The sequence below is a fragment of the Streptomyces sp. NPDC003027 genome, assembly GCF_053591435.1.
The window spans coordinates 1-26,026 of the sequence record NZ_JBSFTU010000019.1; the positions used below are offsets into that span (position 1 = coordinate 1).

Annotated in this window: 22 protein-coding genes; 4 read left to right on the plus strand and 18 right to left on the minus strand. The window is 70.6% G+C overall.

Annotation, left to right across the window (positions count from 1 at the left end; genetic code table 11):
- From aroC to ACWDX6_RS15750, 7 genes are all read right to left on the minus strand, one after another.
- The coding region (aroC, locus tag ACWDX6_RS15720; protein ID WP_451484328.1) for a chorismate synthase at positions 1 to 698 on the minus strand (698 nt) is incomplete at its 3' end.
- Positions 699 to 866: 168 nt separating this feature from the next.
- A complete protein-coding gene (locus ACWDX6_RS15725) occupies positions 867 to 1,694 on the minus strand; it encodes a shikimate dehydrogenase (protein ID WP_451485504.1) in 828 nt (275 codons plus the stop codon).
- Positions 1,694 to 3,409 carry an endolytic transglycosylase MltG gene (gene mltG / locus ACWDX6_RS15730; RefSeq protein WP_451485505.1) on the minus strand — a complete coding sequence of 572 codons (1,716 nt, stop codon included), beginning with the start codon at positions 3,407 to 3,409 and terminating at the stop codon, positions 1,694 to 1,696. The genes ACWDX6_RS15725 and mltG overlap by 1 nt, the downstream gene beginning before the upstream one ends.
- A gap of 102 nt (positions 3,410 to 3,511) precedes the next feature.
- Positions 3,512 to 3,976: a Holliday junction resolvase RuvX gene (gene ruvX / locus ACWDX6_RS15735; protein WP_451485506.1), complete on the minus strand. Its 465-nt coding sequence runs from the start codon at positions 3,974 to 3,976 to the stop codon at positions 3,512 to 3,514.
- Positions 3,976 to 6,645, minus strand: a complete 2,670-nt coding sequence (alaS, locus tag ACWDX6_RS15740; protein ID WP_451485507.1) for an alanine--tRNA ligase — start codon at positions 6,643 to 6,645, stop codon at positions 3,976 to 3,978. Before alaS ends, ruvX begins: the two co-directional genes overlap by 1 nt.
- Positions 6,645 to 7,022, minus strand: a complete 378-nt coding sequence (locus tag ACWDX6_RS15745; protein WP_451485508.1) for a DUF6167 family protein — start codon at positions 7,020 to 7,022, stop codon at positions 6,645 to 6,647. Before ACWDX6_RS15745 ends, alaS begins: the two co-directional genes overlap by 1 nt.
- A gap of 6 nt (positions 7,023 to 7,028) precedes the next feature.
- Entirely contained in the window at positions 7,029 to 7,469 is a 441-nt protein-coding gene (locus ACWDX6_RS15750; protein ID WP_451485509.1) for a DUF948 domain-containing protein, read from the minus strand.
- A gap of 157 nt (positions 7,470 to 7,626) precedes the next feature.
- Here ACWDX6_RS15750 and ACWDX6_RS15755 point away from each other — a divergent pair, with 157 nt between their 5' ends.
- Positions 7,627 to 9,786 carry an ATP-binding protein gene (locus ACWDX6_RS15755; protein WP_451485510.1) on the plus strand — a complete coding sequence of 720 codons (2,160 nt, stop codon included), beginning with the start codon at positions 7,627 to 7,629 and terminating at the stop codon, positions 9,784 to 9,786.
- Between the two features lie 55 nt (positions 9,787 to 9,841).
- Here ACWDX6_RS15755 and rpsD read toward each other — a convergent pair whose 3' ends face one another.
- A complete protein-coding gene (gene rpsD, locus ACWDX6_RS15760; protein WP_260230400.1) occupies positions 9,842 to 10,456 on the minus strand; it encodes a 30S ribosomal protein S4 in 615 nt (204 codons plus the stop codon).
- Between the two features lie 200 nt (positions 10,457 to 10,656).
- On the opposite strand from rpsD, the gene ACWDX6_RS15765 reads away from it, so the two are divergent.
- Positions 10,657 to 11,352, plus strand: coding sequence for a DUF2470 domain-containing protein (locus ACWDX6_RS15765; protein WP_451485511.1), 696 nt, complete (start codon positions 10,657 to 10,659; stop codon positions 11,350 to 11,352).
- Positions 11,353 to 11,364: 12 nt separating this feature from the next.
- Here the strand turns inward: ACWDX6_RS15765 and ACWDX6_RS15770 are convergent, their stop codons facing one another.
- The 4 genes from ACWDX6_RS15770 to ACWDX6_RS15785 all read right to left on the minus strand — a co-directional run bounded on the left by ACWDX6_RS15770 (position 11,365) and on the right by ACWDX6_RS15785 (position 15,528).
- A complete protein-coding gene (locus ACWDX6_RS15770) occupies positions 11,365 to 12,720 on the minus strand; it encodes a replication-associated recombination protein A (protein ID WP_451485512.1) in 1,356 nt (451 codons plus the stop codon).
- 50 nt (positions 12,721 to 12,770) lie between these two features.
- The gene (locus tag ACWDX6_RS15775) at positions 12,771 to 13,379 is read right to left on the minus strand and encodes a vitamin K epoxide reductase family protein (RefSeq protein WP_451485513.1); all 609 of its coding nucleotides are present in this window, start codon (positions 13,377 to 13,379) and stop codon (positions 12,771 to 12,773) included.
- Positions 13,380 to 13,547: 168 nt separating this feature from the next.
- Positions 13,548 to 14,810: a histidine--tRNA ligase gene (gene hisS, locus ACWDX6_RS15780; protein WP_451485514.1), complete on the minus strand. Its 1,263-nt coding sequence runs from the start codon at positions 14,808 to 14,810 to the stop codon at positions 13,548 to 13,550.
- Positions 14,811 to 14,820: 10 nt separating this feature from the next.
- Entirely contained in the window at positions 14,821 to 15,528 is a 708-nt protein-coding gene (locus tag ACWDX6_RS15785; protein ID WP_451485515.1) for an MBL fold metallo-hydrolase, read from the minus strand.
- 153 nt (positions 15,529 to 15,681) lie between these two features.
- Between ACWDX6_RS15785 and ACWDX6_RS15790 the strand changes: the two genes are divergently transcribed.
- Both ACWDX6_RS15790 and ACWDX6_RS15795 read left to right on the plus strand, forming a co-directional pair.
- A complete protein-coding gene (locus ACWDX6_RS15790; protein ID WP_451485516.1) occupies positions 15,682 to 16,476 on the plus strand; it encodes a peptidylprolyl isomerase in 795 nt (264 codons plus the stop codon).
- A 198-nt stretch (positions 16,477 to 16,674) separates the two neighbouring features.
- Entirely contained in the window at positions 16,675 to 17,904 is a 1,230-nt protein-coding gene (locus tag ACWDX6_RS15795; RefSeq protein WP_451485517.1) for a DUF349 domain-containing protein, read from the plus strand.
- A 64-nt stretch (positions 17,905 to 17,968) separates the two neighbouring features.
- Here ACWDX6_RS15795 and ACWDX6_RS15800 read toward each other — a convergent pair whose 3' ends face one another.
- The 6 genes from ACWDX6_RS15800 to ruvB all read right to left on the minus strand — a co-directional run bounded on the left by ACWDX6_RS15800 (position 17,969) and on the right by ruvB (position 25,998).
- On the minus strand, positions 17,969 to 20,452 hold the full coding sequence (locus ACWDX6_RS15800) for a RelA/SpoT family protein (RefSeq protein ID WP_451485518.1): 2,484 nt from the start codon (positions 20,450 to 20,452) through the stop codon (positions 17,969 to 17,971).
- Positions 20,453 to 20,654: 202 nt separating this feature from the next.
- The gene (locus tag ACWDX6_RS15805) at positions 20,655 to 21,206 is read right to left on the minus strand and encodes an adenine phosphoribosyltransferase (protein ID WP_451485519.1); all 552 of its coding nucleotides are present in this window, start codon (positions 21,204 to 21,206) and stop codon (positions 20,655 to 20,657) included.
- Positions 21,203 to 22,321: a protein translocase subunit SecF gene (gene secF / locus ACWDX6_RS15810; protein WP_451485520.1), complete on the minus strand. Its 1,119-nt coding sequence runs from the start codon at positions 22,319 to 22,321 to the stop codon at positions 21,203 to 21,205. Before secF ends, ACWDX6_RS15805 begins: the two co-directional genes overlap by 4 nt.
- Before the next feature lies 1 nt (position 22,322).
- On the minus strand, positions 22,323 to 24,125 hold the full coding sequence (gene secD / locus ACWDX6_RS15815; protein WP_451485521.1) for a protein translocase subunit SecD: 1,803 nt from the start codon (positions 24,123 to 24,125) through the stop codon (positions 22,323 to 22,325).
- A 145-nt stretch (positions 24,126 to 24,270) separates the two neighbouring features.
- A complete protein-coding gene (gene yajC / locus ACWDX6_RS15820; RefSeq protein ID WP_451485522.1) occupies positions 24,271 to 24,741 on the minus strand; it encodes a preprotein translocase subunit YajC in 471 nt (156 codons plus the stop codon).
- Between the two features lie 165 nt (positions 24,742 to 24,906).
- A complete protein-coding gene (ruvB, locus tag ACWDX6_RS15825; RefSeq protein ID WP_451485523.1) occupies positions 24,907 to 25,998 on the minus strand; it encodes a Holliday junction branch migration DNA helicase RuvB in 1,092 nt (363 codons plus the stop codon).
- Positions 25,999 to 26,026 lie beyond the last annotated feature (28 nt).

Genomic DNA, 26,026 nt, shown 5'->3' on the forward strand with positions numbered 1-26,026 from the left:
GGCACGCCGTAGGCCAGCACCTCCACGACACCACCCAGGGTGTCCCCGTCCTTGTGGGCCTGGTCGATCTCCGCGACCATCGCCTTCGACGCGTCCGCGTCCAGACAGCGCACCGGATCGGCATCCAGCCTCTCGACGTCGGAGGGCTTGGGGTACACCCCGTACGGCGCCTTCGCGGCGGCGAGTTCGACGACGTGCGAGACGATCTCGATCCCAGCAGCCTCCTTGAGGAACGACCGGGCCACGGCACCGAGGGCCACCCGGGCCGCGGTCTCCCGGGCACTGGCCCGCTCCAGGATCGGCCGGGCCTCGTCGAAACCGTACTTCTGCATCCCGGCCAGGTCCGCATGGCCCGGACGGGGCCGGGTCAGCGGCGCGTTGCGGCCCGTCTCCTTCAGCTCGGCCGGGTCGACCGGATCGGCCGACATCACCTTCTCCCACTTCGGCCACTCCGTGTTGCCCACCATCACCGCGACCGGAGAACCGAGCGAGAGACCGTGCCGGACACCACCGAGGAAGGTCACCTCGTCCTGCTCGAACTTCATCCGCGCACCACGCCCATAGCCCAGACGCCGCCGCGCGAGGTGGTCCGCCACCAGCTCGGTGGTGACCGGGACACCGGCGGGAAGACCCTCCAGCGTCGCGACCAGCGCGGGTCCGTGGGACTCCCCAGCGGTCAGCCAACGCAACCTGCTCAACGATGCTCCTCATGCTCGCGCCTGGAACTGCTGCGGCGCGACCGGGTGCGCGGCCCGAGCCCGCCGTATCCGATCCTCCCACGTCCGGGGCTCGAACCTGCTCGCCGGTCCAGGTATCGGACGCACCCTGTCAGGTCGGATTCGGAAAGGGAGCTCCGAGCCGGCCGCTCAGCGCTCGCCGAGCGCCTGCTCGCCCGCGGCCCGCATCGCCGCCAGGGGCGCCGGAGACCGTCCCGTCATCTGCTCGACCTGGAGGACCGCCTGGTGGACGAGGAGGTCGAGGCCGCCGAGCACCTTGCCGCCGCGGTCCGACCATGCGGCGGCGAGCGGCGTCGGCCAGGGGTGGTACAGCACGTCGAAGAGCGTTCCCGAGGTGTCCGGAACGGCCGGGGCCAGGTCGTCCGTGGTGCCGGCCGGAGTGGTGGCGATGACCAGCGGCGACGCGAACGCCTCCACCGCACTCCCCCAGTCGGCCGTACGGACGTCGACACCGAGGCGTTCGCCCCAGCCCCGCATCTCCTCGGCCCGGGCCTCGCTCCGTACGTACGCGGTGACCGGCCCGCCACAGATCCGGGCGAGTGCGGCCAGCGCCGAGGAGGCGGTGGCGCCCGCGCCGAGGATCGCCGCGGACTCCACCTTCTCGACGCCCCGCTCGCGCAGAGCCGCGATCATGCCGGGGATGTCCGTGTTGTCACCGACGCGGCGGCCGTCCTCCGTGAGGACGACGGTGTTCACGGCCTCGACCGAGGCGGCCGTGTCACTGATCTCGTCCAGCAGCGGGATGATCGCCCGCTTCAGCGGCATGGTCAGCGAGAGCCCCGCCCAGGAACCGTCCAGGCCGGCGACGAAGCCGGGAAGCCCGGCCTCGTCCACCTCGAAGCGGTCGTACGACCAGTTCTCCAGGCCGAGCGCGGTGTACGCCGCACGGTGGAGCACCGGGGAGAGCGAGTGGGCGATGGGCGAGCCGAGGACGGCCGCCCGCCGCGTTGCGGACATCAGTTGCTCCCGGAGGCGTTGAACTTCTCGACGAGCTTGTCGTGCTCGGCGAGCGTCTTGGCGAATTCGGTCTTGCTCATGCCGTCGGTGGCGACGAAGTACATCCAGCCTGCCTTCGTCGGATTCAGCGCGGCCACCAGCGCCTCGGCTCCCGGGTTGCCGATGGGGCCGGGTGTCAGCCCCCTCCGCTTGTACGTGTTGTACGGGTCCGGGTTGCTGTTGATCTCGTCGCGGCCGATCTTGATCTTGCTCTGGCCCATCAGGTAGTTGTACGACGAGTCGAACTGGAGGAGCTGGTTGGTCTCCGTGTTCTCCGGGCTGAGCCGGTTGTAGATGACCTCGGCCATCTTGGTGAAGTCGTCGTGCGTCTTGCCCTCGGCCTGGACGAGGCTCGCGACCGTGACGAGCTCCCACGGGCCCTTGAGCCCGAGCTCCCTGGACTTGGCCTCCAGGTCGAGCTTGCCGTACTCCTGGTTGGCGCGGGCGACCATCTTGCGCAGGACGTCCTCGGGCTTGTTGCCCTTGGCGACGGGGTAGCTCGCGGGGAAGAGGAAGCCTTCCAGCGGGTCCTTGACGTTCTCGTGGTTCTTGGCCCAGTCGGGCAGGCCGAGGTCGTCCGCCTTGGCCTTGGCGATGTCCTTGGTGGTGCCCGCCTCGAGATCGAGTCGCTTGTCCAGCTGGTCGTAGACCCAGGCGTTCCGCTTGCCCTCGGGGATGACGAAGTTGGCCTGGCTGGCCGGACTGAGGAGCAGCGAGACGGCGCTCTCCGCCGACATCTCCTTCTTCAGCGTGTAGACGCCGGCCTGGATCGACAGTCCCTTGGGGTTCTTCTGCTGCGCCGAGACGAAGGCGTCGACGCTCTTGACGACACCGGCCTTCTTGAGGATGTTGCCGATCTCGTAGCCGCCGGCGGCCTTGGGGATCTCGACCTGGACCGAGCCGGTGCCGTCGCCCGCGTAGTCGGGTGCGGCGCCGAACTGGCCCTGCCAGAACTGGTAGCCGAAGTAGCCGATCCCGCCGACGCCGCCGGCCAGGACGAGGGCGACGACCAGGCAGGCCACGCCGTTCTTGCTCTTCCTGCCCTTTCCGCCCCTGCCCTTGCTCCGGCGGTCGCGGCCACCTCGGGACGGGCGGTTGCCGGCCGGTTCCTCGTCACCGTCGGGGTCGTCGTCACCGGTGAAGAAGGGGTGCCGCTCCTCCTCCGGCTCCTCCGCCTCCCAGTCGGTGACGGGCTCCGGCGGCTCCTGGCGCCGACCCGGCGGCTGCGGCGGAGGGTAGGCCTCGGGGGTGCCGTAGAGATCGGGGTTCTGGCCGCCGTACGGATCGGCGGGAGCGGTGCCGTACGGCATCGCCGCCTGGCCCGTCTCCCAGTTCGCGTCGTACTGCTGTGCGGGGTACCCGGGCGTGTCGTACTCCTGCGCCTGCCCCGCGTGCGTCTGATCGGCATACGTCTGATCGACATACTGCTGATCGTTGTACTGCCGATCGCTGTACTGCTGGTCGCTGTACTGCTGGGGAGCCTGGGACTGCTGGTACTGGGCGTCGTAGCCCTGCTCCTGAGCGCCGTGCCCGCCGTGCCCCTGACCGTACGGGTCCTGGTGGCCGTACTGCGTCTGCTGCGGGTACTGCTGCTGACCTTCCCACCCCTGGTCCCCGTAGAGAGGGTCCGTGGGGTGCCACGGTTCGGAGCCGGGGCCCCGGCCATACTCAGTCATCGATCCCCAAACAGCCGCGAGGCATCCGGAACGGTCCGCCTCTACGTAGTGCGGCAGCTGTTCGAACACCGCCGCATCGCGCGGAACGTTACCGTATCGCGATCAGATGACCACTTCGACGCCCTCGCCGGGCGGATTACCTGATACCCGTTCGGACTCAAGAGCGTTCTGAAGGATGATCACAGCGGCGGCCTGATCGATGACGGACCGGCCCTTCTTCGATGTCACGCCCGACGCCCGCAGCCCCTGAGTCGCCGTCACGGTCGTCATCCGCTCGTCGACCAGACGCACCGGTACGGGGGCGATCCCCCGCGCCAGCTCCTGGACGAAGCGGCGGACCTTGGCCGCGGCCGGCCCCTCGCGCCCGGAGAGGGAGCGAGGCAGGCCGACCACGATCTCGATCGGTTCGTACTCCTCGACGATCTGGCGCAGCCGCCGGTGGGCGGCCGGGACGTCGCGTCCCGGCACGGTCTCCACCGGAGTGGCGAGGACCCCGTCGGGGTCGCACGAGGCGACCCCGATCCGGGCGTCCCCGACATCGATCGCGAGACGACGGCCGCGTCGCATCAGGCGGTTTCCCCGACCATGCGCTCGACGGCGTCGATGGCGTCACCGACGGCCTGCGGGTTCTGACCGCCGCCCTGGGCGACGTCCGGCTTGCCGCCACCGCCGCCACCGAGGGTCTTGGCGGCCGTGCGGACCAGCTCGCCGGCCTTGAGGCCGCGCTCGCGGGCGGCCTCGTTGGTGGCGATGACCGTCAGCGGACGGCCGTTGGCCGTGGTGAACAGGGCCACGACGGCCGGGCGGTCGCCCGGGATGCGGCCGCGGACGTCGAGGACCAGCTTGCGCAGGTCGTCGGCGGAGGTGCCGTCGGGGACCTGGCCGGTGACCAGGGCGACGCCCCGGACATCCTTGGCCCCGGCGACGAGACCGGCGGCGGCCTGGAGGACCTTCTCCGCGCGGAACTTCTCGATCTCCTTCTCGGCGTCCTTCAGCTTGCCGAGCATGGCGGAGATCTTCTCGGGCAGCTCCTCGGAGCGGCCCTTGACCAGCTCCTGCAGCTGCGCGACGACCGTGTGCTCCTTGGCGAGGAAGTTGTACGCGTCGACACCCACGAGGGCCTCGACACGGCGCACGCCACTGCCGATCGACGACTCGCCGAGCAGCTTCACCAGGCCGAGCTGGGCGGTGTTGCGGACATGCGTACCGCCGCACAGCTCCTTGGAGAAGTCGCCGATGGTCACCACGCGGACCCGCTCGCCGTACTTCTCGCCGAACTCGGCGATGGCGCCCTGCCGCTTGGCCTCGTCGATGGACATGACCTCGGCGTGCACGTCGAGCTCCCGGGCGAGGACCTCGTTGATCTTCTGCTCGACATCGGTCAGCACGGTGCCGGGCACGGCGTTCGGCGAACCGAAGTCGAAGCGGAAGCGGCCCGGGGAGTTCTCCGAACCGGCCTGGGCGGCCGTCGGGCCGAGGGCGTCGCGCAGCGCCTGGTGCGTGAGGTGCGTGGCGCTGTGGGCGCGGGCGATGGCTCGGCGGCGGTGGACGTCGATGGTGGCGTAGGCGGTGGAGCCGACGGTCACCTCGCCGACCTGGACCGAGCCCTTGTGCACGGAGACACCCGGCACCGGCTGCTGGACGTCGCGGACTTCGATGACGGCACCGCTGTGGAGCCGGATCCGGCCGGTGTCGGCCTGCTGGCCGCCGCCCTCGGCGTAGAACGGGGTGCGGTCGAGGACGACCTCGACCTCGTCGCCCTCGGTGGCGGCGGGCGACGGCACGCCGTTGACCAGCAGTCCGACGACCGTGGTCTCGCCCTCGGTGTTGGTGTAGCCGGTGAACTCCGTGGCGCCGTTGCTGTCGGCGATCGCGCGGTAGGCGGTCATGTCGGCGTGGCCGGTCTTCTTGGCCTTGGCGTCGGCTTTGGCGCGCTCGCGCTGCTCCTGCATCAGGCGCCTGAACCCGGCCTCGTCCACGGACAGGCCCTGCTCGGCGGCCATCTCCAGGGTGAGGTCGATCGGGAAGCCCCAGGTGTCGTGGAGCAGGAAGGCCTTCTCACCGGCGAGGACCGTGCCGCCGGCCGCCTTGGTCTCGGTCACGGCCGTGTCGAGGATGTTGGTGCCGCCCTTGAGGGCCTTGAGGAAGGCGGCCTCCTCGGCGAGGGCGACGGTCTCGATCCGCTTGCGGTCGGTGACCAGCTCCGGGTACTGCTCGCCCATGGTGTCGATCACGACGTCGACGAGGTCCTTGACGACCGGACCGGTGGCGCCGAGCAGGCGCATGTTGCGGACGGCGCGGCGCATGATGCGGCGCAGCACATAGCCGCGGCCCTCGTTGCCGGGGGTGACACCGTCACCGATGAGCATCACGGACGTACGCATGTGGTCGGCCACCACGCGCAGCGAGACGTCGCTGTCGTGGGTCTTGCCGTAGGCGACGCCGGTGAGCTCGGTGGCCTTGTCGATGACGACCTTGAGGGTGTCGGTCTCGTACATGTTCTGTACGCCCTGGAGGATCATCGCCAGGCGCTCGAGGCCGAGACCGGTGTCGATGTTCTTCGAGGGGAGGTCGCCGAGGATCTCGAAGTCGTCCTTGCCGGTGCCCTCGCCGCGCTCGTACTGCATGAAGACCAGGTTCCAGATCTCCACGTACCGCTCGTCGTTGACGGCCGGGCCGCCCTCGACGCCGAACTCGGGGCCGCGGTCGTAGTTGATCTCGGAACAGGGGCCGCAGGGGCCGGGGACGCCCATGGACCAGAAGTTGTCCTTCTTGCCCAGGCGCTGGATCCGCTCGGCCGGGACGCCGACGACATCGCGCCAGATCTGCTCGGCCTCGTCGTCGTCCTGGTAGACGGTGATCCAGAGCTTCTCCGGCTCCAGGCCGTAGCCGCCGTGCTCCACCGAGCTGGTCAGCAGCTCCCAGGCGAGCTTGATGGCGCCTTCCTTGAAGTAGTCGCCGAAGGAGAAGTTGCCGCACATCTGGAAGAAGGTGCCGTGGCGGGTGGTCTTGCCGACCTCTTCGATGTCCGGCGTGCGCACGCACTTCTGCACGCTGGCGGCGCGCGGGAACGGCGGCTTGACCTCGCCCAGGAAGTAGGGCTTGAAGGGCACCATGCCGGCGGGGACGAGGAGCAGAGTCGGGTCGTCCGCGATGAGCGACGCCGAAGGGACGACGGTGTGACCGCGCTCCTCGAAGAAGCTCAGCCAGCGGCGGCGGATTTCAGCCGACTCCATTAGTGGTCCTCATTCCGGTTGTACGTGGTCGTGGGGTACGGATACGTGTTCTTCGGCGTCTTCCCGGGCCTCCGGGACGCCGGTGCGGTCGGGTCGAGCGCGGCCCTGCGGCGCGGCCCGGGGAGTTCCCGGTCGGCGGCCGCACCGTCGGGTGCCTCGATGCCGAGTGCCTCGCCGAGCTCGGCCTCCCGCTGGAGCATGCCCGCCCTGACGTCGAGGGCGAAGTCCTTGAGCCGGTGACCGGTCTCGATCGCCTTGTTCGCCGCCTGCGCGGCGAGGCTCTCCGGGGTGAGCTGCTTGAGCTTCCGGTTGACCTTGGTGGTGGCCCACACGCCGGCTGCGGCGCCCGCGGTGAACCAGAACGTACGGCGGAACATCGCGGCTCAGCCCTTCTGCTTCCGGCGCCTGGCCGACGGCACGGTGCGGCCGACGATCACGGTACGGCGTGAGGTCGCCCGGCCCGCCGGGGCAGCCTCCTCGCGGCCGCGGCCGAGCGCCTTGCGCACGCCGTAACCGAAGGCGGCGACCTTGACGAGCGGACCGCCGAAGGTGGAGGCGACGGTCGTGGAGAGCGCCGAGGCGTTGGAGGTGACCTCCTGGACGTCCGAGGCGATCGCGTCGACCCGGTCGAGCTGGGTCTGTGCCGACCGCACGGTCGCCGAGGCGTCGGCGAGCAGCGGGACGGCCTGCTCGGTCACGTCCGCCACGAGCTTGGTGGTCGCCTTGAGCGTCTGCGCCAGTCTCGCCAGCACCACGGCGAGGAAGGAGACGAGAATCGCCCAGAACACGGCCACCAGAAGCCCGGCAACCTCTCCACCGGTCACTCCGCACCGCTCTCTGCTGTCGTTGGGGCCTTGCGAAAAGTCGTCCTCCGACCCTATCGCGCCCGCGGTCTTTCCCCGTACCGCATTACGGGCCCTCGGCGGGGCCCGAGCGGTCCGATTGTACGGAGTGCGGCCGGATGGGTACCCTCCGTGTCCCATGCGAAAGGGCAATCTGCCGTCGGAGTTGAACCGGTTCGTCGGACGCGCCGGCGAGCGGGACGAACTGGCCCGGCTCCTCGAGGAGTTCCGGCTGGTGACGGTCGTCGGGGTCGGCGGGGTCGGCAAGACGCGGCTGGCGCTGCGGACCGCGTCGGAGGCGCAAAGACACTATGCCGACGGCGTGTGGCTGGCCGAGCTCTCGGCGCTGCGGGACCCGGAGCTGGTGGCCCACGCGCTGGTCGAGGCGCTGGGCCTGACCGACCACACGCCCCGCGCACCGCGCCAGGCGCTGATCGAGCACCTGGCGGAGCGCCGGCTGCTGCTGGTGGTGGACGGTTTCGAGCACCTGGTGGAGGAGTGCGCGCCTCTCGTACGGGAGTTGCTGCTGCACGCCCCCGGTCTGACCGTCCTCGCGGTGGGCCGCCGCCCGCTGCGGGTGGACGGGGAGGCGGTCTTCACGCTGGCGCCGATGGGCGACGAGGACGCGGTGGCGCTCTTCGGGGAGCGGGTCGCGGGTGGGGGGTCTGCGGCTGATCGCGGCGACGGCGCCGCCGTGCGGGAGCTGTGCCGGCGCCTCGACGGGATTCCGCTGGCTCTGGAGCTGGCGGCCGCCCGTATGCCGCTGCTCACGGTGGAGCAGGTGCTGCGCAGGCTCGACGACCGCTTCCGGCTGCTCACGGGCGGGGCACGCGGGGCGCTGCCACGCCATCAGACGCTGCGCACGGCGATCGGCTGGAGCCATGAGCTGTGCACGCCGGAGGAGCGGCTGCTGTGGGCGCGGCTCTCGGTCTTCGCGGGGCCGTTCGACCTGGACGCGGTGGAGTACGTCTGCGGCGGCCCCGACCTTCCCCCCGAGCGGGTGCTCGACGTGCTGGGAGGTCTGCTCGCCCAGTCGCTCCTCTCGCGTGAGGACGGCCCGGCGGGGCCGCGCTACCGGATGCTGGACACGGTCGCCGCGTACGGGGCGGAGTGGCTGGCGGCGCTGGAGGACACCGAGCGGATGCGCCGGCGGCACCGCGACTGGTACATGGGTCTGGCCACCTGGTGCGAGCTGGAGTGGTTCGGTCCGCGCCAGCCCGAGGTCGCGGCGGACATGGAGGCGGCGCTGCCGCATCTGCGGGCGGCCTTCGAACTCTGTCTGGAGCAGCCGGACGAGGCCCGTCTCGCTCGGCATCTGGCGGGGACGCTCTGGTTCTACTGGGTGGGGTGCGGGCGGCTTTCGGAGGGCCGGCACTGGCTGGACCGGGCGCTGGCGCTCGGTCCGGACCACGAGGGCGGGCACGAGCACGCCCGGCTGAAGGCGCTGTGGGTGCTGGGCTATGTGGCGATCCTCCAGGGTGACGGCACGGCGGCGGTGGCGGCGCTGCACGAGTGCGGCGAGCGGGCCCGCTTCGCGGGCAACGCGACCGCGGAGGCGTACGCGACGCACCGGATGGGCTGTCTGGCGCTGCTCTCGGACGATCTGGTCCGGGCGGAGGAGCTGTTCGGCCGGGCTCTGGAGGCGTACCGGGAGCTGGGTGAGCTGAACAGCAACGTGCTGATGAGCCAGGTCGAGCTGGCGATGGCGCGGGTCTTCCAGGGCGATCTGGAGGGCGCGGTCGCGTTGTGCGCCGAGGTGCGGGAGATCTGCGAGGAGCGCGGGGAGCTCTGGACGCGGGCGTACGCGCTCTATGTGCTGGCGTACGCGGCGTGGACCCGGGGCGCCCATGGCGAGGCGCGTGAGCTGCTCGGCGAGTGCATCACCATCGACCACCGGTTCCATGACCTGGTGGGGCTCGTCCTCGCGATCGAGTTGCTCGCGCTGGTGACGGCGAGCGAGGGCGATCCGGCGGAGGCGGCGGTGCTGCAGGGCGCGACCCTGCCGGTGTGGGACTCGGTGGGGCTGCGGCTGTTCGGATCGGGCATGTTCGGCGGGCCCCGGGCGCTGTGCGAGCGTCAGGCGGGCGAACTGCTCGGCGCGGAGCGCTACGCCGCGTCGGTACGGGAGGGGCGGGGGCTCTCACTGGAGGAGACCGTGGCCCGGGCGCTCGCCGAGCGACGGGATCCGGCCACCGGTCCCGCGGGAGCGGAGTCCTCTCCTCCGCGGGGTCGGGCCGTCCCGGAGACGCGGAAGCCCGCCGGCTCCCCCACCGGTAAGGGTGGGGAAGCGGCGGGCTGAGAACCGCGGAGTGTGCGGTACTACTCCTCCGGCCGGGGCCGGGAGAGGCCCGGGATCAGCGGGCGTAGTACTCGACGACCAGCTGCTCGTCGCAGATGACCGGGATTTCCTTGCGGTTCGGGTCGCGGTCGAGGCGGAAGGCCAGGGCCTTCAGGTTGACCTGCAGGTAGCGCGGGGTCTCACCGTCGGGGGCGAAACCACCCTCGCGGGCGACCTGGAACAGGGGCTTCTCGCGGGAGCGCTCGCGGACCATCACGACGTCGTCGGGACGGACGCGGAACGACGGCTTGTCGACCTTGCCGCCGTTGACCTGGATGTGACCGTGGACGACCATCTGGCGGGCCTGGTAGATGGTGCGGGCGATGCCCGAACGCAGGACCAGGGCGTCGAGGCGACGCTCGAGCTCGACGACCAGCGCCTCGCCCGTCTTGCCTTCGGCCTTCTTGGCGCGGTCGTAGGCGCGCGCCATCTGGCGCTCGCTGATGTCGTACTGAGCGCGCAGGCGCTGCTTCTCGAGCAGACGGACCTTGTAGTCCGAGTTCTGCTTGCGGCCACGGCCGTGCTCACCCGGCGGGTACGGGCGGGCTTCGAAGTACTTGACGGCCTTCGGCGTCAGCGCGATACCGAGCGCGCGAGACTTCTTGACCTTGGGACGCGACTGGTTAGGCACGTTCTCCAGACCTCCGTTGTAGGTTAGGTTAGGCTCACCTTACTCAAGGAGATCGCATGTCTCGCCCTGGGAACACCACGCGCATCACAGACAGCAGCACAATGAACGACGCTTCGTCCGCTTCCGCGGAGGGCATCGATGTGACGGAGGTCCGATCAGCTCATGGTCAGCCGCGTCCCAGCGGGCTTGAAATCGCGCGGATGCCGTCAGCAGCCGAGCGCACACGAACTCTCGTACAGAGTACATGCTCCGCGGTGCTGCTGATTCCAGGGGCCGAGCACCTGCGCCCCGAGCAGCTCACGCCCGAGGCCAGGGCCGTCGGTCCGGACGGCGAGGTCTTCCTGCTCTTCCCCGCCGACGCCCCGCCCGTACGGGCCGCGACGCACGCGCAGGACGACGAGCTGCCGGTGGTGCTCGAACTCACCGACGTCGCTCCGGTCTCCGTCCCCCACCGCATCCGGGGCCGCGCCTGGGTCTCGGGCTGGCTCACCTGCGTGCCCGGCGTCGCCGAGCCCGGCCGGATGATGCTGCGCCTGGAGGTCGGTGAGGCCCGCGTCGACGATCTGTGGGGCACCGCCCGCGTCGAGCCGGAGGATTTCGCCGCCGCGGCCCCCGACCCCCTGCACGCCCACGAGACCGAGCTGCTCCAGCATCTGCACGCGGCCCACGGCGAGCACGTCCGCGCGCTGGGCGGGCTGCTCGGCGAGCGCTCGGCCGTCGTGGCACCGATGCGGGACGTCGCCCCGCTGGCGCTGGACCGCTTCGGGCTGCGGATCCGCTTCAGCTCGGGGCCGCAGCACTGCTTCGACGCGCGCTTCGACTTCCCCGAGCCCGTACGGGACGTCAGCGGGCTGCGGCGCGAGATGCACCGGCTCTTCGACGCGGCCCGCGCCTGACGTCACCACCGCTCACCCGCCGTCGCCCCGCAGGCGCTCGCGCACCTTCTCGACCACGTCGGCGTACCGCGCCTCGGCGCCGTACCGGGTCGGTTCGTAGTAGCGCTTGCCGTGGATCGCGTCCGGGGCGTACTGCTGGGCCGCGATACCGCCGGGGACGTCGTGCGGGTAGACGTACCCCTGGGCGTGGCCCAGTTTCGCCGCTCCCTTGTAGTGCCCGTCCCGGAGGTGGGCGGGGACCGGGCCCGCCAGGCCGTTGCGGACGTCCGCCTGCGCGGCGAAGATCGCGGTGGTCGCCGCGTTCGACTTCGGGGCCAGGGCCAGGGCGATCGTGGCGTGGGACAGGGTCAGCGCGGCCTCGGGAAAACCGATCATGGCGACGGCCTGGGCGGCCGCCACGGCCGTCGGCAGGGCCGTCGGGTCGGCGAGGCCGATGTCCTCGCTGGCAGAGATCATCAGGCGCCGCGCGATGAACCGGGGGTCCTCACCCGCCTCGATCATCCGCGCCAGATAGTGCAGCGCCGCGTCCACGTCCGAGCCGCGGATCGACTTGATCAGCGCGCTGGCCACGTCGTAGTGCTGGTCGCCGTCCCGGTCGTACTTCACCGCCGCGCGGTCGACGGTCTCCTCGACCGTCTGCAGGGTGATCTCCGGCTCGCCCTTGGCGAGGGCGGCGCCGGCCGCCGCCTCCAGGGCGGTCAGCGCCCGGCGCGCGTCACCGCCGGCGATGCGCAGCAGATGCGCCTCGGCGTCCTCCGGCAGCGTGACCGCCCCGCCGAGCCCCCGGTCCTCCGTCAGCGCCCGCTCCAGCAGATGGCGCAGGTCGTCGTCGGTGAGCGGTTCGAGGGTGAGCAGCAGCGAGCGGGAGAGCAGCGGGGAGATGATCGAGAAGTACGGGTTCTCCGTCGTCGCCGCGATCAGCGTCACCCAGCGGTTCTCCACGGCGGGCAGCAGCGAGTCCTGCTGTGCCTTGGAGAAGCGGTGGATCTCGTCGAGGAAGAGGACGGTCTCCTTGCCGTAGCCGCCGGCCGCGCGCCGGGCGCCGTCGATGACCGTCCGGACCTCCTTGACGCCCGCGGTGATCGCGGAGAGCTCCACGAAGCGCTTGTTGGTCGCCTTGGAGACGACGTACGCGAGGGTGGTCTTGCCGATGCCGGGCGGGCCCCAGAGGATCACCGACGAGGCGCCGGCAGGCCCCCCGCCGCCCTCCCCGACGAGCCGGCGCAGCGGCGACCCCGGCTTGAGCAGATGACGCTGCCCGAGGACCTCGTCGAGGGTGCGCGGGCGCATCCGGACGGCCAGGGGGCTGCTGGACGGGTCCTTCTCCTGGCGTTCTTCGGCGGCTGCGGTAAAGAGGTCGGGCTCCACGTCATGAAGCCTAGGTCACGGCACTGACAGCGCGGCCGGGCCGGTGGCCGTCAGCTGGTCCAGAAGTCCCACCAGCGCGTCAGGATCAGCATCCCGATGATCCCGATGTGCAGCACCGGCAGCACCCAGGTGAACTCGTCGAAGAAGGTCCGCAGGCCGCCGGGGGCGCGGATGACGCCCTGGCGCACGTTGTGCGAGGTGACGTACCAGAACATGACGATGGTCGCGACCCACGCCAGGCAGCACCACAGACACAGCGAGTTGATCTCGTACAGCGACTGGTACATCAGCCAGGTGCAGAATCCGACACCGAACAGCGTGCCCGCGTTCAGGCCGAGCCAGTACCAGCGGCGGTGGCGGGCCCCGCCCAGGAGGCCGACGCCGATCGCGATCACCATGGCGTAGGTGACGAGGCCGAGCATGGGGTTGGGGAAGCCGAAGACCGACGCCTGCTCGCTCTTCATGATGTTGCCGCACGAGACGATCGGGTTGAGGCTGCACCCCGGGGTGAAGCCCGGGTCCTCCAGGAGCTTGAACTTGTCGATCGTGATGACCCAGGAGGCGAGCAGTCCGGCCGCTCCGGTGATCACCAGCATCCAGGCGAGGGCCCGGCTCGCGCCGATCGTGCCACCGTCGCGCTGCACCGCTGCTGTCGTCATATCGCCGTTTCCGTCGTTCGCTGGGCTCTGGGCACGATCATTCTGCCGCACGAGGGCCCGCACACGCCGTTCGATGGACATAAGAACGAGGGAGCCCGCATGCGGCGAGGGCCCGGACCGCTTCCCCGCGGCCCGGGCCCTCGTCGCGTCCGTCCGTCCGTCCGCGGATCAGGCCAGCTTCGCCTGGATCTCGGCGATCACCTTGTCGAGCGCGACCGGCTCCTGCTCGCCGGACTCCATGTCCTTGAGCTGGACCACGCCCTCGGCGAGGTCCCGCTCGCCGGCGACGACGGCGAACCGGGCACCGGAGCGGTTGGCGTTCTTCATGTGGCTCTTCAGTCCCTTGGCGCCGTACCCGAAGTCGGTCGCGACGCCGGCCTTGCGCAGCTCGGTGACGAGCCCGAACAGGACGCGGCGCGCCTCCTCGCCCAGCGGGACCGCGAAGACGCTCGTCGCCGGCGGGATGTCGAGCTCGATGCCCTCGGCCTCCAGGGCCAGGACGGTGCGGTCCACGCCGAGCGCCCAGCCGACCGACGGGAGCGCCGGGCCGCCGATCATCTCGGACAGTCCGTCGTAGCGGCCGCCGCCGCCCACCGCGGACTGCGAGCCCAGGCCGTCGTGGACGAACTCGAACGTCGTCCGCGTGTAGTAGTCGAGGCCGCGCACCAGCTTCTCGTCGTCCTCGAAGGCCACGCCCGCCGCCGTGAGCAGTTCTCGCACCTCGGAGTGGTACGCCTTGCACGCGTCGCACAGGTGGTCGCGGAGCGCCGGCGCGCCCACGAGCTGCTTCTGGACGTCGGCCCGCTTGTCGTCGAGGACACGCAGCGGGTTGATCTCGATGCGGCGGCGGGTCTCCTCGTCGAGGTCGAGGCCGCGCAGGAAGCCCTGGAGCGCCTCGCGGTAGGCGGGGCGGCACTCCTTGTCGCCGAGGGAGTTCAGCAGGATGCGGAAGTCCCGCAGGCCCAGGGAGCGGTACGCCTGGTCGGCCAGGATGATCAGCTCGGCGTCGAGGGCGGGGTCCTCGGCACCGATGGCCTCGGCACCGACCTGGGAGAAGTGGCGGTAGCGGCCCTTCTGCGGGCGCTCGTAGCGGTAGTACGAGCCGGAGTACCACAGCTTCACCGGGAGGCCGCCGGCCTTGTGCATGTTGGCCTCGAGGGCCGCGCGCAGCACGGAGGCGGTGCCCTCGGGGCGCAGCGCCAGATTGGCCCCGCCCTTGGTGGTGAGGGTGTACATCTCCTTGGTCACGATGTCGGTGGACTCACCGACGCCGCGGGCGAACAGGTCGACGTCCTCGAAGCCGGGCGTCTCGACATAGCCGTAGCCGGACTTCCGCAGCGGGCCGGAGATGGCGTCGCGCACGGCCAGATACGTGGCGGAGTACGGCGGGATGAGGTCGAACGTGCCCTTGGGGGCCTTGAAGGTGCTCACGTGGATCTCGTCACATTCCTCGTCGGGGAGCCTTCGTGCTCCCGAGGCCGGAGGCCACGTCCCGCAGATACGGGTTGGTGGCGCGCTCCTGGCCGATGGTCGTCTGGGGACCGTGTCCCGACAGCACCACGGTCGAGTTGTCGAGCGGCAGGCACACGCGGGCCAGCGATTCGAGCATCTCGTCCATGTCGCCACCGGGCAGGTCGGTGCGTCCGATGGAGCCGGCGAAGAGCAGATCCCCGGAGAAGAACACGGAGGGGATCTCCGTGGTCTCGGGCATCCGGAAGGTCACCGACCCCTTGGTATGACCGGGCGCGTGCGCGACGGAGAACTCGAGTCCCGCCAGCTTCAGCGAGGCGCCGTCGGTGAGCTCGCGCACGTCGTCCGGCTCCCCCACGGTGAGCTCGCCCATGAGCGGCATCCCGATGGAGCGGCCGAGGGCCTTCTCCGGGTCGCTCATCATGTACCGGTCGGCGGGGTGGATCCACGCGGGTACGTCATGCGCGCCGCAGACCGGGACGACGGAGGCGACGTGGTCGATGTGGCCATGGGTGAGGACCACGGCGACGGGCTTGAGCCGATGCTTCTTGAGCGTCTCCTCGACTCCCTGGGCGGCCTGGTGGCCCGGGTCGATGATGACGCACTCCTCGCCGGCGGCGGGGGCGACCAGATAGCAGTTGGTCCCCCAGGCCCCGGCGGGGAACCCGGCAATCAGCACGATCGTCCTTAAATGTCGTCCGGCACAGGGGTGCGACGGGGCGGAAGTGGCAGATCAGAGCCTACCGGCGCTGCGTATTCCACAGCCAACCCGTATACGGTACGGGCACATCCGGCCAGGACTGGAACAGACGACCTACAAGGAGCAGACCCGGTGGTCAGCAGCGATCAGCGGCGGCGGCAGCTCGCCAGAGAGAAGTACCTGCGGCAGCAGCAGCGACGGCGGGAACAGCAGAAGGCGAGGCGCCGCAACACCGTCATCGCGGCGGCTCTGGCCGTGGTGCTGGCCGCCGGCGGCGCGGTGTACGCCTCGGTGGTGCTGACGGACGGTGGCGGGAAGGGGTCCGACAGCGCGGCCGACTCCACGCCGAGCGGCACCGCGACGCCCTCGCAGGGCGAGTCGTCGGCGCCGGAGCCGGCCATGGCCGTCGACACGAAGGCCACGTACGCGATGTCCCTGACGACGAACCAGGGCAACGTCCGCATCACGATGGACGCCGCGAAGACCCCGCGGACGGTGAACTCCTTCAAGCACCTCGCGGACAAGAAGTACTTCGACGGCACGAAGTGCCACCGGCTCACCACGGAGGGCATCTTCGTCCTCCAGTGCGGCGACCCCAAGGGCGACGGCACCGGCGGCCCGGGCTACACCATCCCGGACGAGAACCTGACCGCGCTGGGCAAGGCGGGCGCCGACGGTTCGGTGACGTTCCCGGCCGGCACCGTGGCCATGGCCAACACGGGGCAGCCGGGCAGCGGCGGAAGCCAGTTCTTCCTCGTGTACCAGGACACCAAGCTGCCGCCGACCTACACCCCCTTCGGCACGATGGACAAGGCCGGTCTCAAGGCCGTCCAGGAGGTCGCCAAGGGCGGTGTCGAGGGCGGTGCCAAGGACGGCGCCCCCAAGAAGGCCGTCACCATCGCGAAGGCCACCGTCACCAAGGAGTGACGTGCGGGGTTCCACGACCGGTGGGACGAGGCGCGGACACGGTGTGACCATTCAATTCGGGTCGCGCTGAGTGCGGACAGCCGGGCGACCGGTCGCCTAGATTGGCGTTGTGCAGGGCGGGCGCTGCCCGCCCCCGGAAACTGTGGACGATGCCCAGGGGGCACAACCCCCTCGTCGGCATCATGTGGAGGAGGCGCTGTGAGCAGCGACCCGTGGGGCCGCGTCGACGAGACGGGCACCGTGTACGTGCGTACTGCCGAGGGCGAGAAGGTCGTCGGATCGTGGCAGGCCGGTACTCCCGAGGAGGCACTGGCCTACTTCGAGCGCAAGTACGAGGGCTTGGTGGTCGAGATCGGCCTCCTCGAGAAGCGGGTGAGGACGACCGACCTCTCGGCCAAGGACGCGATGGCCGCGATCGATCACATCCGCAAGCAGGTGGACGAGCACCACGTCGTGGGCGACCTCGCCGCGCTGAGCACGCGTCTCGACAAGCTGGTCGAGACGGTGGAGTCGCGCCGCGAGGAGCGCAGGGCCCAGAAGGCCAAGCAGACCGACGAGGCGCGCAGCGCCAAGGAGGCCCTGGTCAAGGAGGCCGAGGAACTGGCGCAGAGCGAGCAGTGGCGGTCCGCGGGTGAGCGGCTGCGCGCGCTCGTGGACACCTGGAAGGGCCTGCCGCGGCTCGACCGGAAGTCCGACGACGAGCTGTGGCACCGCTTCTCGCACGCCCGCTCGGCGTTCTCCAAGCGCCGCAAGGCGCACTTCGCCTCGCTGGACGCGCAGCGCGAGGAGGCCCGCAAGGTCAAGGAGAAGCTGGTCGCGGAGGCCGAGTCGCTGTCGAGCTCCACGGACTGGGGCGGGACGGCCGCCCGGTACCGCGAGCTGATGGCGGACTGGAAGGCGGCGGGCCGCGCCCAGCGCGAGCACGAGGACGATCTGTGGAACCGCTTCCGCGGCGCCCAGGACGTCTTCTTCGCGGCGCGCGGCGAGGTCTTCGCCGAGCGGGACGCGGAGCAGACGGAGAACCTCAAGCTGAAGGAGGAGCTCGCTGCCGAGGCCGAGAAGCTGGTGCCGGTGAAGGATCTGAAGGCGGCCCGTGCGGCCTTCCGTGCCCTCAACGAGCGCTGGGAGGCCATCGGCCATGTGCCGCGCGACGCCCGGCCGAAGGTCGAGGGCCGGATGCACGCGGTGGAGCGGGCGATCGGCGAGGCCGAGGAGTCGGAGTGGCGCCGGACGAACCCGGAGGCACGCGCGCGTGCCGCGGGTCTGACCGGTCAGCTGCAGGACGCGGTCGACAAGCTGCACAAGCAGATCGACGCGGCCCGCGCTGCGGGCAACGACGCCAAGGCCGACAAGCTGGCGCGTGAGCTGGAGGGGCGTCAGGCGCTTCTCGACCAGGCCCTGAAGGGTCTGGAGGAGTTCGGCGGCTGAGCTCCCGTACGGGAAGGGCCCCTGGAAACCGCATGGTTTCCAGGGGCCCTTCCCGTACGTGCCGTTACGGCCTGCGGGCCGAGGTGACCCGGTAGACGTCGTAGACGCCCTCCACGCCGCGTACGGCCTTTAGGACGTGCCCGAGGTGCTTCGGGTCGCCCATCTCGAAGGTGAAGCGCGAGGTGGCCACCCGGTCGCGGGAGGTCTGGACGGCCGCCGACAGGATGTTGACGTGCTGGTCCGAGAGGACGCGGGTGACGTCCGAGAGGAGCCGCGAGCGGTCCAGCGCCTCGACCTGGATGGCGACGAGGAAGACCGACGACTGGGTGGGCGCCCATTCGACCTCGAGGATGCGCTCCGGCTCCCGGGAGAGCGAGTCGACGTTGACGCAGTCGCTGCGGTGCACCGACACCCCGCTGCCCCGGGTGACGAAGCCGATGATCGGATCGCCCGGGACGGGTGTGCAGCAGCGGGCCAGCTTGACCCAGACGTCCTCGACGCCCTTGACGACGACACCGGGGTCGGCGCTGGAGCGGCGCTTGGCGCGGCCGCGCGAGGGCGGCGCGGTCTCGACCAGGTCCTCGTTGGCGGCCTCCTCGCCGCCGAGGGCCTGGACGAGCTTCTGCACGATGGACTGGGCGGTGACATGGCCCTCGCCGATCGCCGCGTACAGCGAGGAGATGTCGCTGTAGCGCATCTCGTGGGCGAGCGTGACGAGCGAGTCTCCGGTGAGGATCCGCTGGATCGGCAGGTTCTGCTTGCGCATGGCCCGCGCGATGGCGTCCTTGCCCTGCTCGATCGCCTCGTCGCGGCGTTCCTTGGAGAACCAGGCCCGGATCTTGTTGCGGGCACGCGGGGACTTGACGAAGCCCAGCCAGTCGCGGGACGGGCCGGCACCGGGGGCCTTGGAGGTGAAGACCTCGACCAGGTCGCCGTTGTCCAGGGTCGATTCGAGCGGTACGAGCCGCCCGTTGACCCGTGCCCCGATGGTGCGGTGGCCGACCTCGGTGTGGACGGCGTAGGAGAAGTCGACGGGGGTGGCGCCGGCCGGCAGCGCTATGACGTCGCCCTTGGGGGTGAAGACGAAGACCTCGTTGCGGGACAGGTCGAAGCGCAGGGACTCCAGGAACTCGCTGGGGTCCTCGGTCTCCTTCTGCCAGTCGAGGAGCTGGCGCAGCCACGCCATGTCGTTGAGGTGGTCGTCCTTGCCGGTCTTCTTCGGCACGTCGGCGCGCACCTTGGAGGCGCCCGCGACGGCCTCCTGCTTGTACTTCCAGTGCGCGGCGATGCCGTACTCGGCCCGGCGGTGCATGTCGAAGGTGCGGATCTGCAGCTCGACGGGCTTGCCGTTGGGTCCGATGACCGTCGTGTGGAGCGACTGGTACATGTTGAACTTCGGCATCGCGATGTAGTCCTTGAACCGGCCGGGGACCGGGTTCCATCGCGCGTGGACGGTGCCGAGGGCGGCGTAGCAGTCGCGGACCGTGTCGACGAGGACGCGGATGCCCACCAGGTCGTAGATCTCCGCGAAGTCACGGCCGCGGACGATCATCTTCTGGTAGACGCTGTAGTAGTGCTTGGGGCGGCCGGTCACGGTGGCCTTGATGCGGGCGGCGCGCAGGTCGGCCTGGACCTCGTCGGTCACTATCGCGAGGTATTCGTCGCGCTTGGGCGCGCGCTCGGCGACGAGCCGGACGATCTCGTCGTACATCTTGGGGTAGAGGATCGCGAAGGCGAGGTCCTCCAGCTCCCACTTGATGGTGTTCATGCCGAGGCGGTGGGCCAGGGGCGCGTAGATCTCCAGCGTCTCGCGGGCCTTCTTCTCCTGCTTCTCCCGCTTGAGATAGCGCATGGTGCGCATGTTGTGCAGCCGGTCGGCGAGCTTGATGACCAGGACGCGCGGGTCCTTGGCCATGGCGACGACCATCTTGCGCACGGTCTCGGCCTGCGCGGCCTCGCCGAACTTGACCTTGTCGAGCTTGGTGACGCCGTCGACGAGCAGGGCGACCTGGTCGCCGAAGTCGCGACGCAGGGTGTCGAGGCCGTACTCGGTGTCCTCGACGGTGTCGTGGAGCAGTCCGGCCATCAGGGTCGCCGGGTCCATGCCGAGCTCGGCGAGGATGGTGGTGACGGCCAGCGGGTGGGTGATGTACGGGTCGCCGCTCTTGCGCTTCTGGCCGCGGTGCCAGCGCTCGGCGACCTGGTAGGCCCGCTCGATCTGGCGGAGCGTCGCCGTCTCGATCTTCGGGTCGTTGGAGCGGACGATCCTGAGCAGCGGTTCGAGGACCGGGTTGTACGGGGAGGAGCGCTGGACGCCCAGGCGGGCGAGGCGGGCGCGCACGCGGTTCGAGGAGCCCCCGGAGCGGGCCGGGGCGGCCGGCGCTGCTTTGGGCGCGGGGGGCCGTGCCGGTGCGGGAGCGGGTGCCGGCGCCACGGGCGAGGGGCCGCTCTCCGCGGGCTTGTCCTGGGGCGTGGCGGGGCCCGCCGCGGCCTTCTCGGCCTGCTGGTCGGGCTGCGCTGCGGAGAGTGGCTGGGCCTCGTCTGGCAAGAGCGCTCCTCGTGCGGTACCGGGTCCCCCGGTCAGGCCCGGAAATCCCATGGTATCGACCCGGGAGCCGGGTTGCTCACGCGTGTGGCCGGTACGACGGCCGCTGTCCGCGTCCGGGGTCCCGATCGGGGACATACCGGGAGAACAGGCGGGGCGCCCCGGGGATTCCCCCGGAGCGCCCCGCTCCGTACGTGCCACGGCGTCAGACCGTGATCAGTGCCTCCAGTGGAGCGCCGCCCAGGGCGGGCTCCAGCCGGGCCCGCCCGGCGAGGAAGCCCAGCTCCATGAGGACGGCGACGCCCGCGACCTCCGCGCCGGCCCGCCGGATGAGCTCCAGCGACGCCTCGGCGGTGCCGCCGGTGGCCAGGACGTCGTCGATGACCATGACGCGGTCGCCGGGGACCAGGTCCTCGGCGTGCACCTCGATCTCGGCGGTGCCGTACTCCAGCTCGTACGCCTGCTTCAGCGTGGCGCCGGGCAGCTTGCCGGCCTTGCGGACCGGGACGAACCCCAGGCCCGCGCGGACCGCGACCGGCGCGGCGAGGATGAAGCCGCGCGCTTCCAGTCCGACGATCTTCGTCGCGCCGTGCGTGACGCACAGTGCGGCGAGGCTGTCGGTCAGGGCCGTGAACGCCACCGGATCCGCGAGCAGCGGAGTGATGTCCTTGAACAGCACTCCCGGCTTGGGGTAGTCGGGGACGTCCCTGATCCGGCTGAGCAGCAGACCGGCGGTGTCCTGGGCCTCCGTCGTCATCCGCGGCGCTCCGAAGGCCGTCCGCGGCGGGCGCGCTGCCCGACGACGGCGGTCTCCGCCGCCTCCTCGAAGCCGTCGTCGCCGTCGTCGCCGTCGTCGTCGGCCCCGTGGACGCTGTCGTCCGCGTCGAGGGACTCACCCTTGGCGGCCGCGGCCGCCCGCTTGGCGAGGACCCGCTTCTTCATCGCCTTGATCGCCGGGTCGCGCTCCTTGAGATCGGCGACGAGCGGGGTGGCGATGAAGATCGACGAGTACGCACCGGCGGCGAGACCGACGAAGAGCGACAGCGAGATGTCGTTCAGCATGCCGGCGCCGAGGACGCCGCCACCGATGAAGAGCAGACCGGCGACCGGCAGCAGGGCGACGACGGTGGTGTTGATCGAACGCACCAGGGTGCCGTTGATCGAACGGTTGGCGATCTCACTGTACGTCCAGCGCGTCTGCTTGGTGACCCCCTTCGTGCCCTCCTTGAGGGAGTCGAAGACGACCACCGTGTCGTAGAGGGAGTAACCGAGGATGGTCAGCAGACCGATCACCGTACCGACCGTGACCTCGAAGCCCACGAGGGAGTAGATACCGACGGTGATCGTGAGGTCGTGGATCAGGGCGATGAGCGCCGCGACCGCCATTCTCCATTCGAAGGCGATGGCCAGATAGATCACCACCAGGATCATGAAGATCCCGAGGCCCGTCCATGCCTTGTTGGCGATCTGCTCACCCCAGCTGGGGCCGACGAGCTCCGCCGCGATCTTGCTCTCCTCGACCTTCAGGTCCTTGGCGAGCTGCGAGCGGACCTTGTCGGACTGCTCGGTGTCGAGGCCGCCGATCTGGATGCGCAGGGTGTCGTCGCCGACCTCCTGCACGATCGCGTCGTGGCCGGAGGCCTCTTCCGCGTAGTGGCGGGCGTCGGTGACCGAGACGGATGTCTTCGGCGTGGTGAAGAGGGCGCCGCCCTGGAACTCGATGCCCATGTTCAGTCCGCGCACCGCCAGGCCGACGATGGCCGTGATGGTGATCAGGATGGACAGGCCGTACCAGATCTTGCGGTTCTTGATGAAGTCGTATCCGACCTCACCTCGGTGCAGCCGGGCGCCGAGATCGCCGAGCTTCGACATCTCACGCCTCCTTCGGGTCGACGGGGGCGGAGACACGGCGGGAACGACGCAGCGGCGGCTTGGCGCCGAGCCGCTTCGGGTCCAGCCCGGACCACGGGTGACCCTCACCGAAGAACTTGGTGCGGGCGAGCAGCGTCATGAGCGGCTTGGTGAAGAGGAACACCACGACCACGTCGAGCAGGGTGGTCAGGCCGAGCGTGAACGCGAAGCCCTGGACCTTGCCGACGGTGACGGCGAAGAGCACCGCGGCGGCGAGGAACGACACGAAGTCGGAGACCAGGATCGTGCGGCGGGCACGCGGCCAGGCGCGCTCGACCGCGGGGCGCAGCGTGCGTCCCTCACGGACCTCGTCGCGGATGCGTTCGAAGTAGACGATGAACGAGTCCGCGGTGATACCGATGGCGACGATGGCGCCGCAGACGGCCGGCAGGTTCAGCGCGAAGCCGATGGCCGGGCCGAGCAGAGACATGATCACGTACGTGAGCAGCGCCGAGGCCGCGAGGCTGAGCAGGGCGATCAGCGACAGGCCGCGGTAGTAGACCACCAGGTAGAGCACGACCAGGGCCAGGCCGATGCCGCCGGCGATCAGGCCGGCCTCCAGCTGCTCGCCGCCGAGGGCGGCGGTGACGGTGTCGACGCTCTGGGTGTCGAAGGAGAGCGGCAGGGCGCCGTAGGAAAGGATGTTGCCCAGGTCCTGCGCGGACTTCTGGGTGAAGTTGCCGGAGATCTCGGCGTTGGCGCTCAGCGTGGTGCGCACCGACGGGGCCGAGACGACCTCGCCGTCCAGGACGATCGCGAACTGGTTCTGCGGCTCCTGCTGCGTCGACAGCTTGCTGGTGATCTTCTGGAACTTCTTGGAGCCCTCGTCCGTGAACTCCATGTTGACGATCCACATGCCGCGCTGCTGGTCGAAGACGCCCTGGGCGTCATCGACGTCCTTGCCGCTGACCTCGGCCGGGCCGAGGATGTACTTGGCGTCACCCTCGGTTCCGCACGCGACGGTCGGCTGCTCCGGCGGAACGGTGCGGGCCGGGTTGGGCACGGCCTTCTTGTCGCCGGACTTCTCGGCCTTGGGGGTGCAGTCCAGCGCCGCGAACTGCTGCTCCAGCTTCGCGGTGGCCGGGTCGGCCGGAGGCGTGGGCGCGCCCGTGGGGTTCGGGGACTTCGCGTCCGGAGAGGCGGTGCCGCCGGGGGTGGTGGCGCCGGGGCTGGGCGCCTTCAGGGCGTCGCTGACGGCGCGGCCCTGCGTGGTGGCGCTCGCGGAGGGAGAGGCCGTGGTGCCCTGGCCGCCCTGCTTCGTGGCCTCGGCCGACGGGCTCGCGGAGGAGCCGGCGGACGGCTTCGCGGACCCGGACGGCGTGGGGCTGCCGGACGGCGTCGGGGCCGTCGGCGTGCTCGGGGCCCAGGTCAGTACCGGTCGGAAGTACAGCTGAGCGGTCGTACCGACCTGCTCACGCGCCTGCTTCTCGTCCACCCCTCGGGGGATGTTGACGATGATGTTCTCGCGGCCCTGGGTCTGGACCTCGGCCTCGGAGACACCGAGACCGTTGACACGGCGGTCGATGATGCCGACCGCGGTGTTCATGTTGGTCTCGTTGACGGCGTCTTCCTTGCCCGGCTCCGCCTTGGCCTTGAGCGTGATCGACGTACCGCCCGCGAGGTCGATGCCGAGACGCGGCGTGGTGTGACCGGACCAGAACATCCCGCCCGTGAGCGCGACCATGGCGATCAGGATCAGAGCCAGGGCACGCCCCGGCCTCCCCTGTCCCCCCGCCGGCCTTCGGCCCTTCTTCGGTGCTGCCACCTTGTCGTTTCTCCCTGTCCAACCGTTCCGCGCCGGGTGTGCGCGTACGGCCACGAAATGTGTGTGGGGACCTGCCCCCGCAGACGTGGAACCGTGCCGGGGGACCGCGGACGCCGGTGGGCGTCCTCGCGGTCCCCCGTCGCGACTACTTCGCGTCCGCCTCGCCGTCGGCCTTGCCGTCCTTCTTGACCTCGGTGTCGGCCTCGGCCGTGTCCGCCTTCTTGGTCAGGTCGGGCTTGGCCTCCCCCGAGACCTCCACCGCGTCCTCGTCGCCGTCCTCGACCGACTCGGTCAGCGAGGAGGCGTCGTCGGGCACGACAGCGGCGTCCGCGTCGTCGCCGTGGACGATCCGGTTGTACTCGGCGTCCTCGAGGACCGCGCCGATCGCGTTCTTGGCGTAGACGGCGTGCACGCCGGGCGCGACCTCGAGGAGTACGGTCTCGTCGCCGACCTCCTTGACGGTGGCGTACATCCCCCCGATCGTCCGTACGCCGGTGCCGGGCTGCATCTGGTTGCGCATCTCCGCCGCCTGCTGCTGCTTCTTCTTGGCAGAGCGGGTCATCAGGAACATGGCCCCGATGAGGACGATGAAGGGGAGGAGGGTCACGATACTCACGGGACGGGTTTCCTTCGCACGGACGCGGAGAAACCGCGGCCTGATCTTCGGGGGTGGGCGTGCCGACCAGAAAGGTCGGCATCGGCGGAGTCTAGGCGAGTCCGCATCGATGGAACAACGTCCAGCATCGCACCGCGGTTCCTCGTCCGGCGAGTCTCCGCGCCGTCACGCCCCGAAGAGCCCCTGTTGTCCCATTCCCGTGCCGTTCCCCGCGCCGCCCGGGCCCGCTGCCTGCGGCGGAACGAGGCCGAGATGCGTCCACGCCGCGGGAGTGGCGACCCGGCCACGGGGGGTGCGCGCCAGCAGCCCCTCGCGTACGAGGAAGGGCTCGGCGACCTCCTCGACGGTCTCGCGCTCCTCGCCGACCGCGACCGCGAGCGTGGACAGGCCGACCGGTCCGCCGCCGAAGAGCTTGAGCAGGGCCTGGAGGACCGCCCTGTCGAGCCGGTCGAGGCCGCGGCTGTCCACCTCGTACACGCCGAGGGCCGCGGCGGCGATCTCCCGGGTGATCACGCCGTCGGCCCTGACCTGGGCGTAGTCCCGGACGCGCCGCAGGAGGCGGTTGGCGATACGGGGCGTGCCACGGGAGCGGCCGGCGATCTCGGCGGCGCCCGCGGTGTCGATCTCGACGTCGAGGAGCCCGGCGGAGCGGTGGATCACGCGCTCGAGCTCGGCGGGCTCGTAGAACTCCATGTGCCCGGTGAAGCCGAACCGGTCGCGCAGCGGCGGCGGCAGGAGTCCCGCCCGGGTGGTCGCGCCGACCAGGGTGAAGGGCGGCAGTTCCAGCGGGATGGCGGTGGCGCCGGGGCCCTTGCCGACGATCACGTCGACGCGGAAGTCCTCCATCGCCATGTAGAGCATCTCCTCGGCGGGCCGGGACATGCGGTGGATCTCGTCGAGGAAGAGGATCTCGCCCTCCTGGAGGGAGGAGAGGATCGCGGCGAGGTCGCCGGCGTGCTGGATGGCGGGGCCGGAGGTGATCCGGATCGGGGCGTTCATCTCCGCGGCGATGATCATCGAGAGGGTGGTCTTGCCGAGGCCGGGGGCGCCGGAGAGCAGGACGTGGTCGGCGGTCGCGCCGCGCTGGCGGGCCGCCCTGAGTACCAGGTCGAGCTGCTGGCGGACCTTCTCCTGGCCGACGAACTCGGTGAGGTCCTTGGGGCGCAGGGCGGCCTCGACGGCCTGGTCGTCGCCCTCGGCCGAGGCGCCGACGATCCGCTCCTCGGCTGCGGGTGCCGTCTCGTCGTCCCAGTTCACGGTGTCTGCCTTCTCGGTGGTGGTGCGG

What these genes read in the sequence shown, in the direction of transcription:
- ACWDX6_RS15725 (WP_451485504.1), bottom strand. Translation starts at nt 1,694, where the DNA reads ATGTCCGCAACGCGGCGGGCGGCCGTCCTCGGCTCGCCCATCGCCCAC.
- mltG (WP_451485505.1), bottom strand. Translation starts at nt 3,409, where the DNA reads ATGACTGAGTATGGCCGGGGCCCCGGCTCCGAACCGTGGCACCCCACG.
- ruvX (WP_451485506.1), bottom strand. Translation starts at nt 3,976, where the DNA reads ATGCGACGCGGCCGTCGTCTCGCGATCGATGTCGGGGACGCCCGGATC.
- alaS (WP_451485507.1), bottom strand. Translation starts at nt 6,645, where the DNA reads ATGGAGTCGGCTGAAATCCGCCGCCGCTGGCTGAGCTTCTTCGAGGAG.
- ACWDX6_RS15745 (WP_451485508.1), bottom strand. Translation starts at nt 7,022, where the DNA reads ATGTTCCGCCGTACGTTCTGGTTCACCGCGGGCGCCGCAGCCGGCGTG.
- ACWDX6_RS15755 (WP_451485510.1), top strand. Translation starts at nt 7,627, where the DNA reads ATGCGAAAGGGCAATCTGCCGTCGGAGTTGAACCGGTTCGTCGGACGC.
- ACWDX6_RS15765 (WP_451485511.1), top strand. Translation starts at nt 10,657, where the DNA reads ATGCCGTCAGCAGCCGAGCGCACACGAACTCTCGTACAGAGTACATGC.
- ACWDX6_RS15775 (WP_451485513.1), bottom strand. Translation starts at nt 13,379, where the DNA reads ATGACGACAGCAGCGGTGCAGCGCGACGGTGGCACGATCGGCGCGAGC.
- ACWDX6_RS15805 (WP_451485519.1), bottom strand. Translation starts at nt 21,206, where the DNA reads ATGACGACGGAGGCCCAGGACACCGCCGGTCTGCTGCTCAGCCGGATC.
- secF (WP_451485520.1), bottom strand. Translation starts at nt 22,321, where the DNA reads ATGTCGAAGCTCGGCGATCTCGGCGCCCGGCTGCACCGAGGTGAGGTC.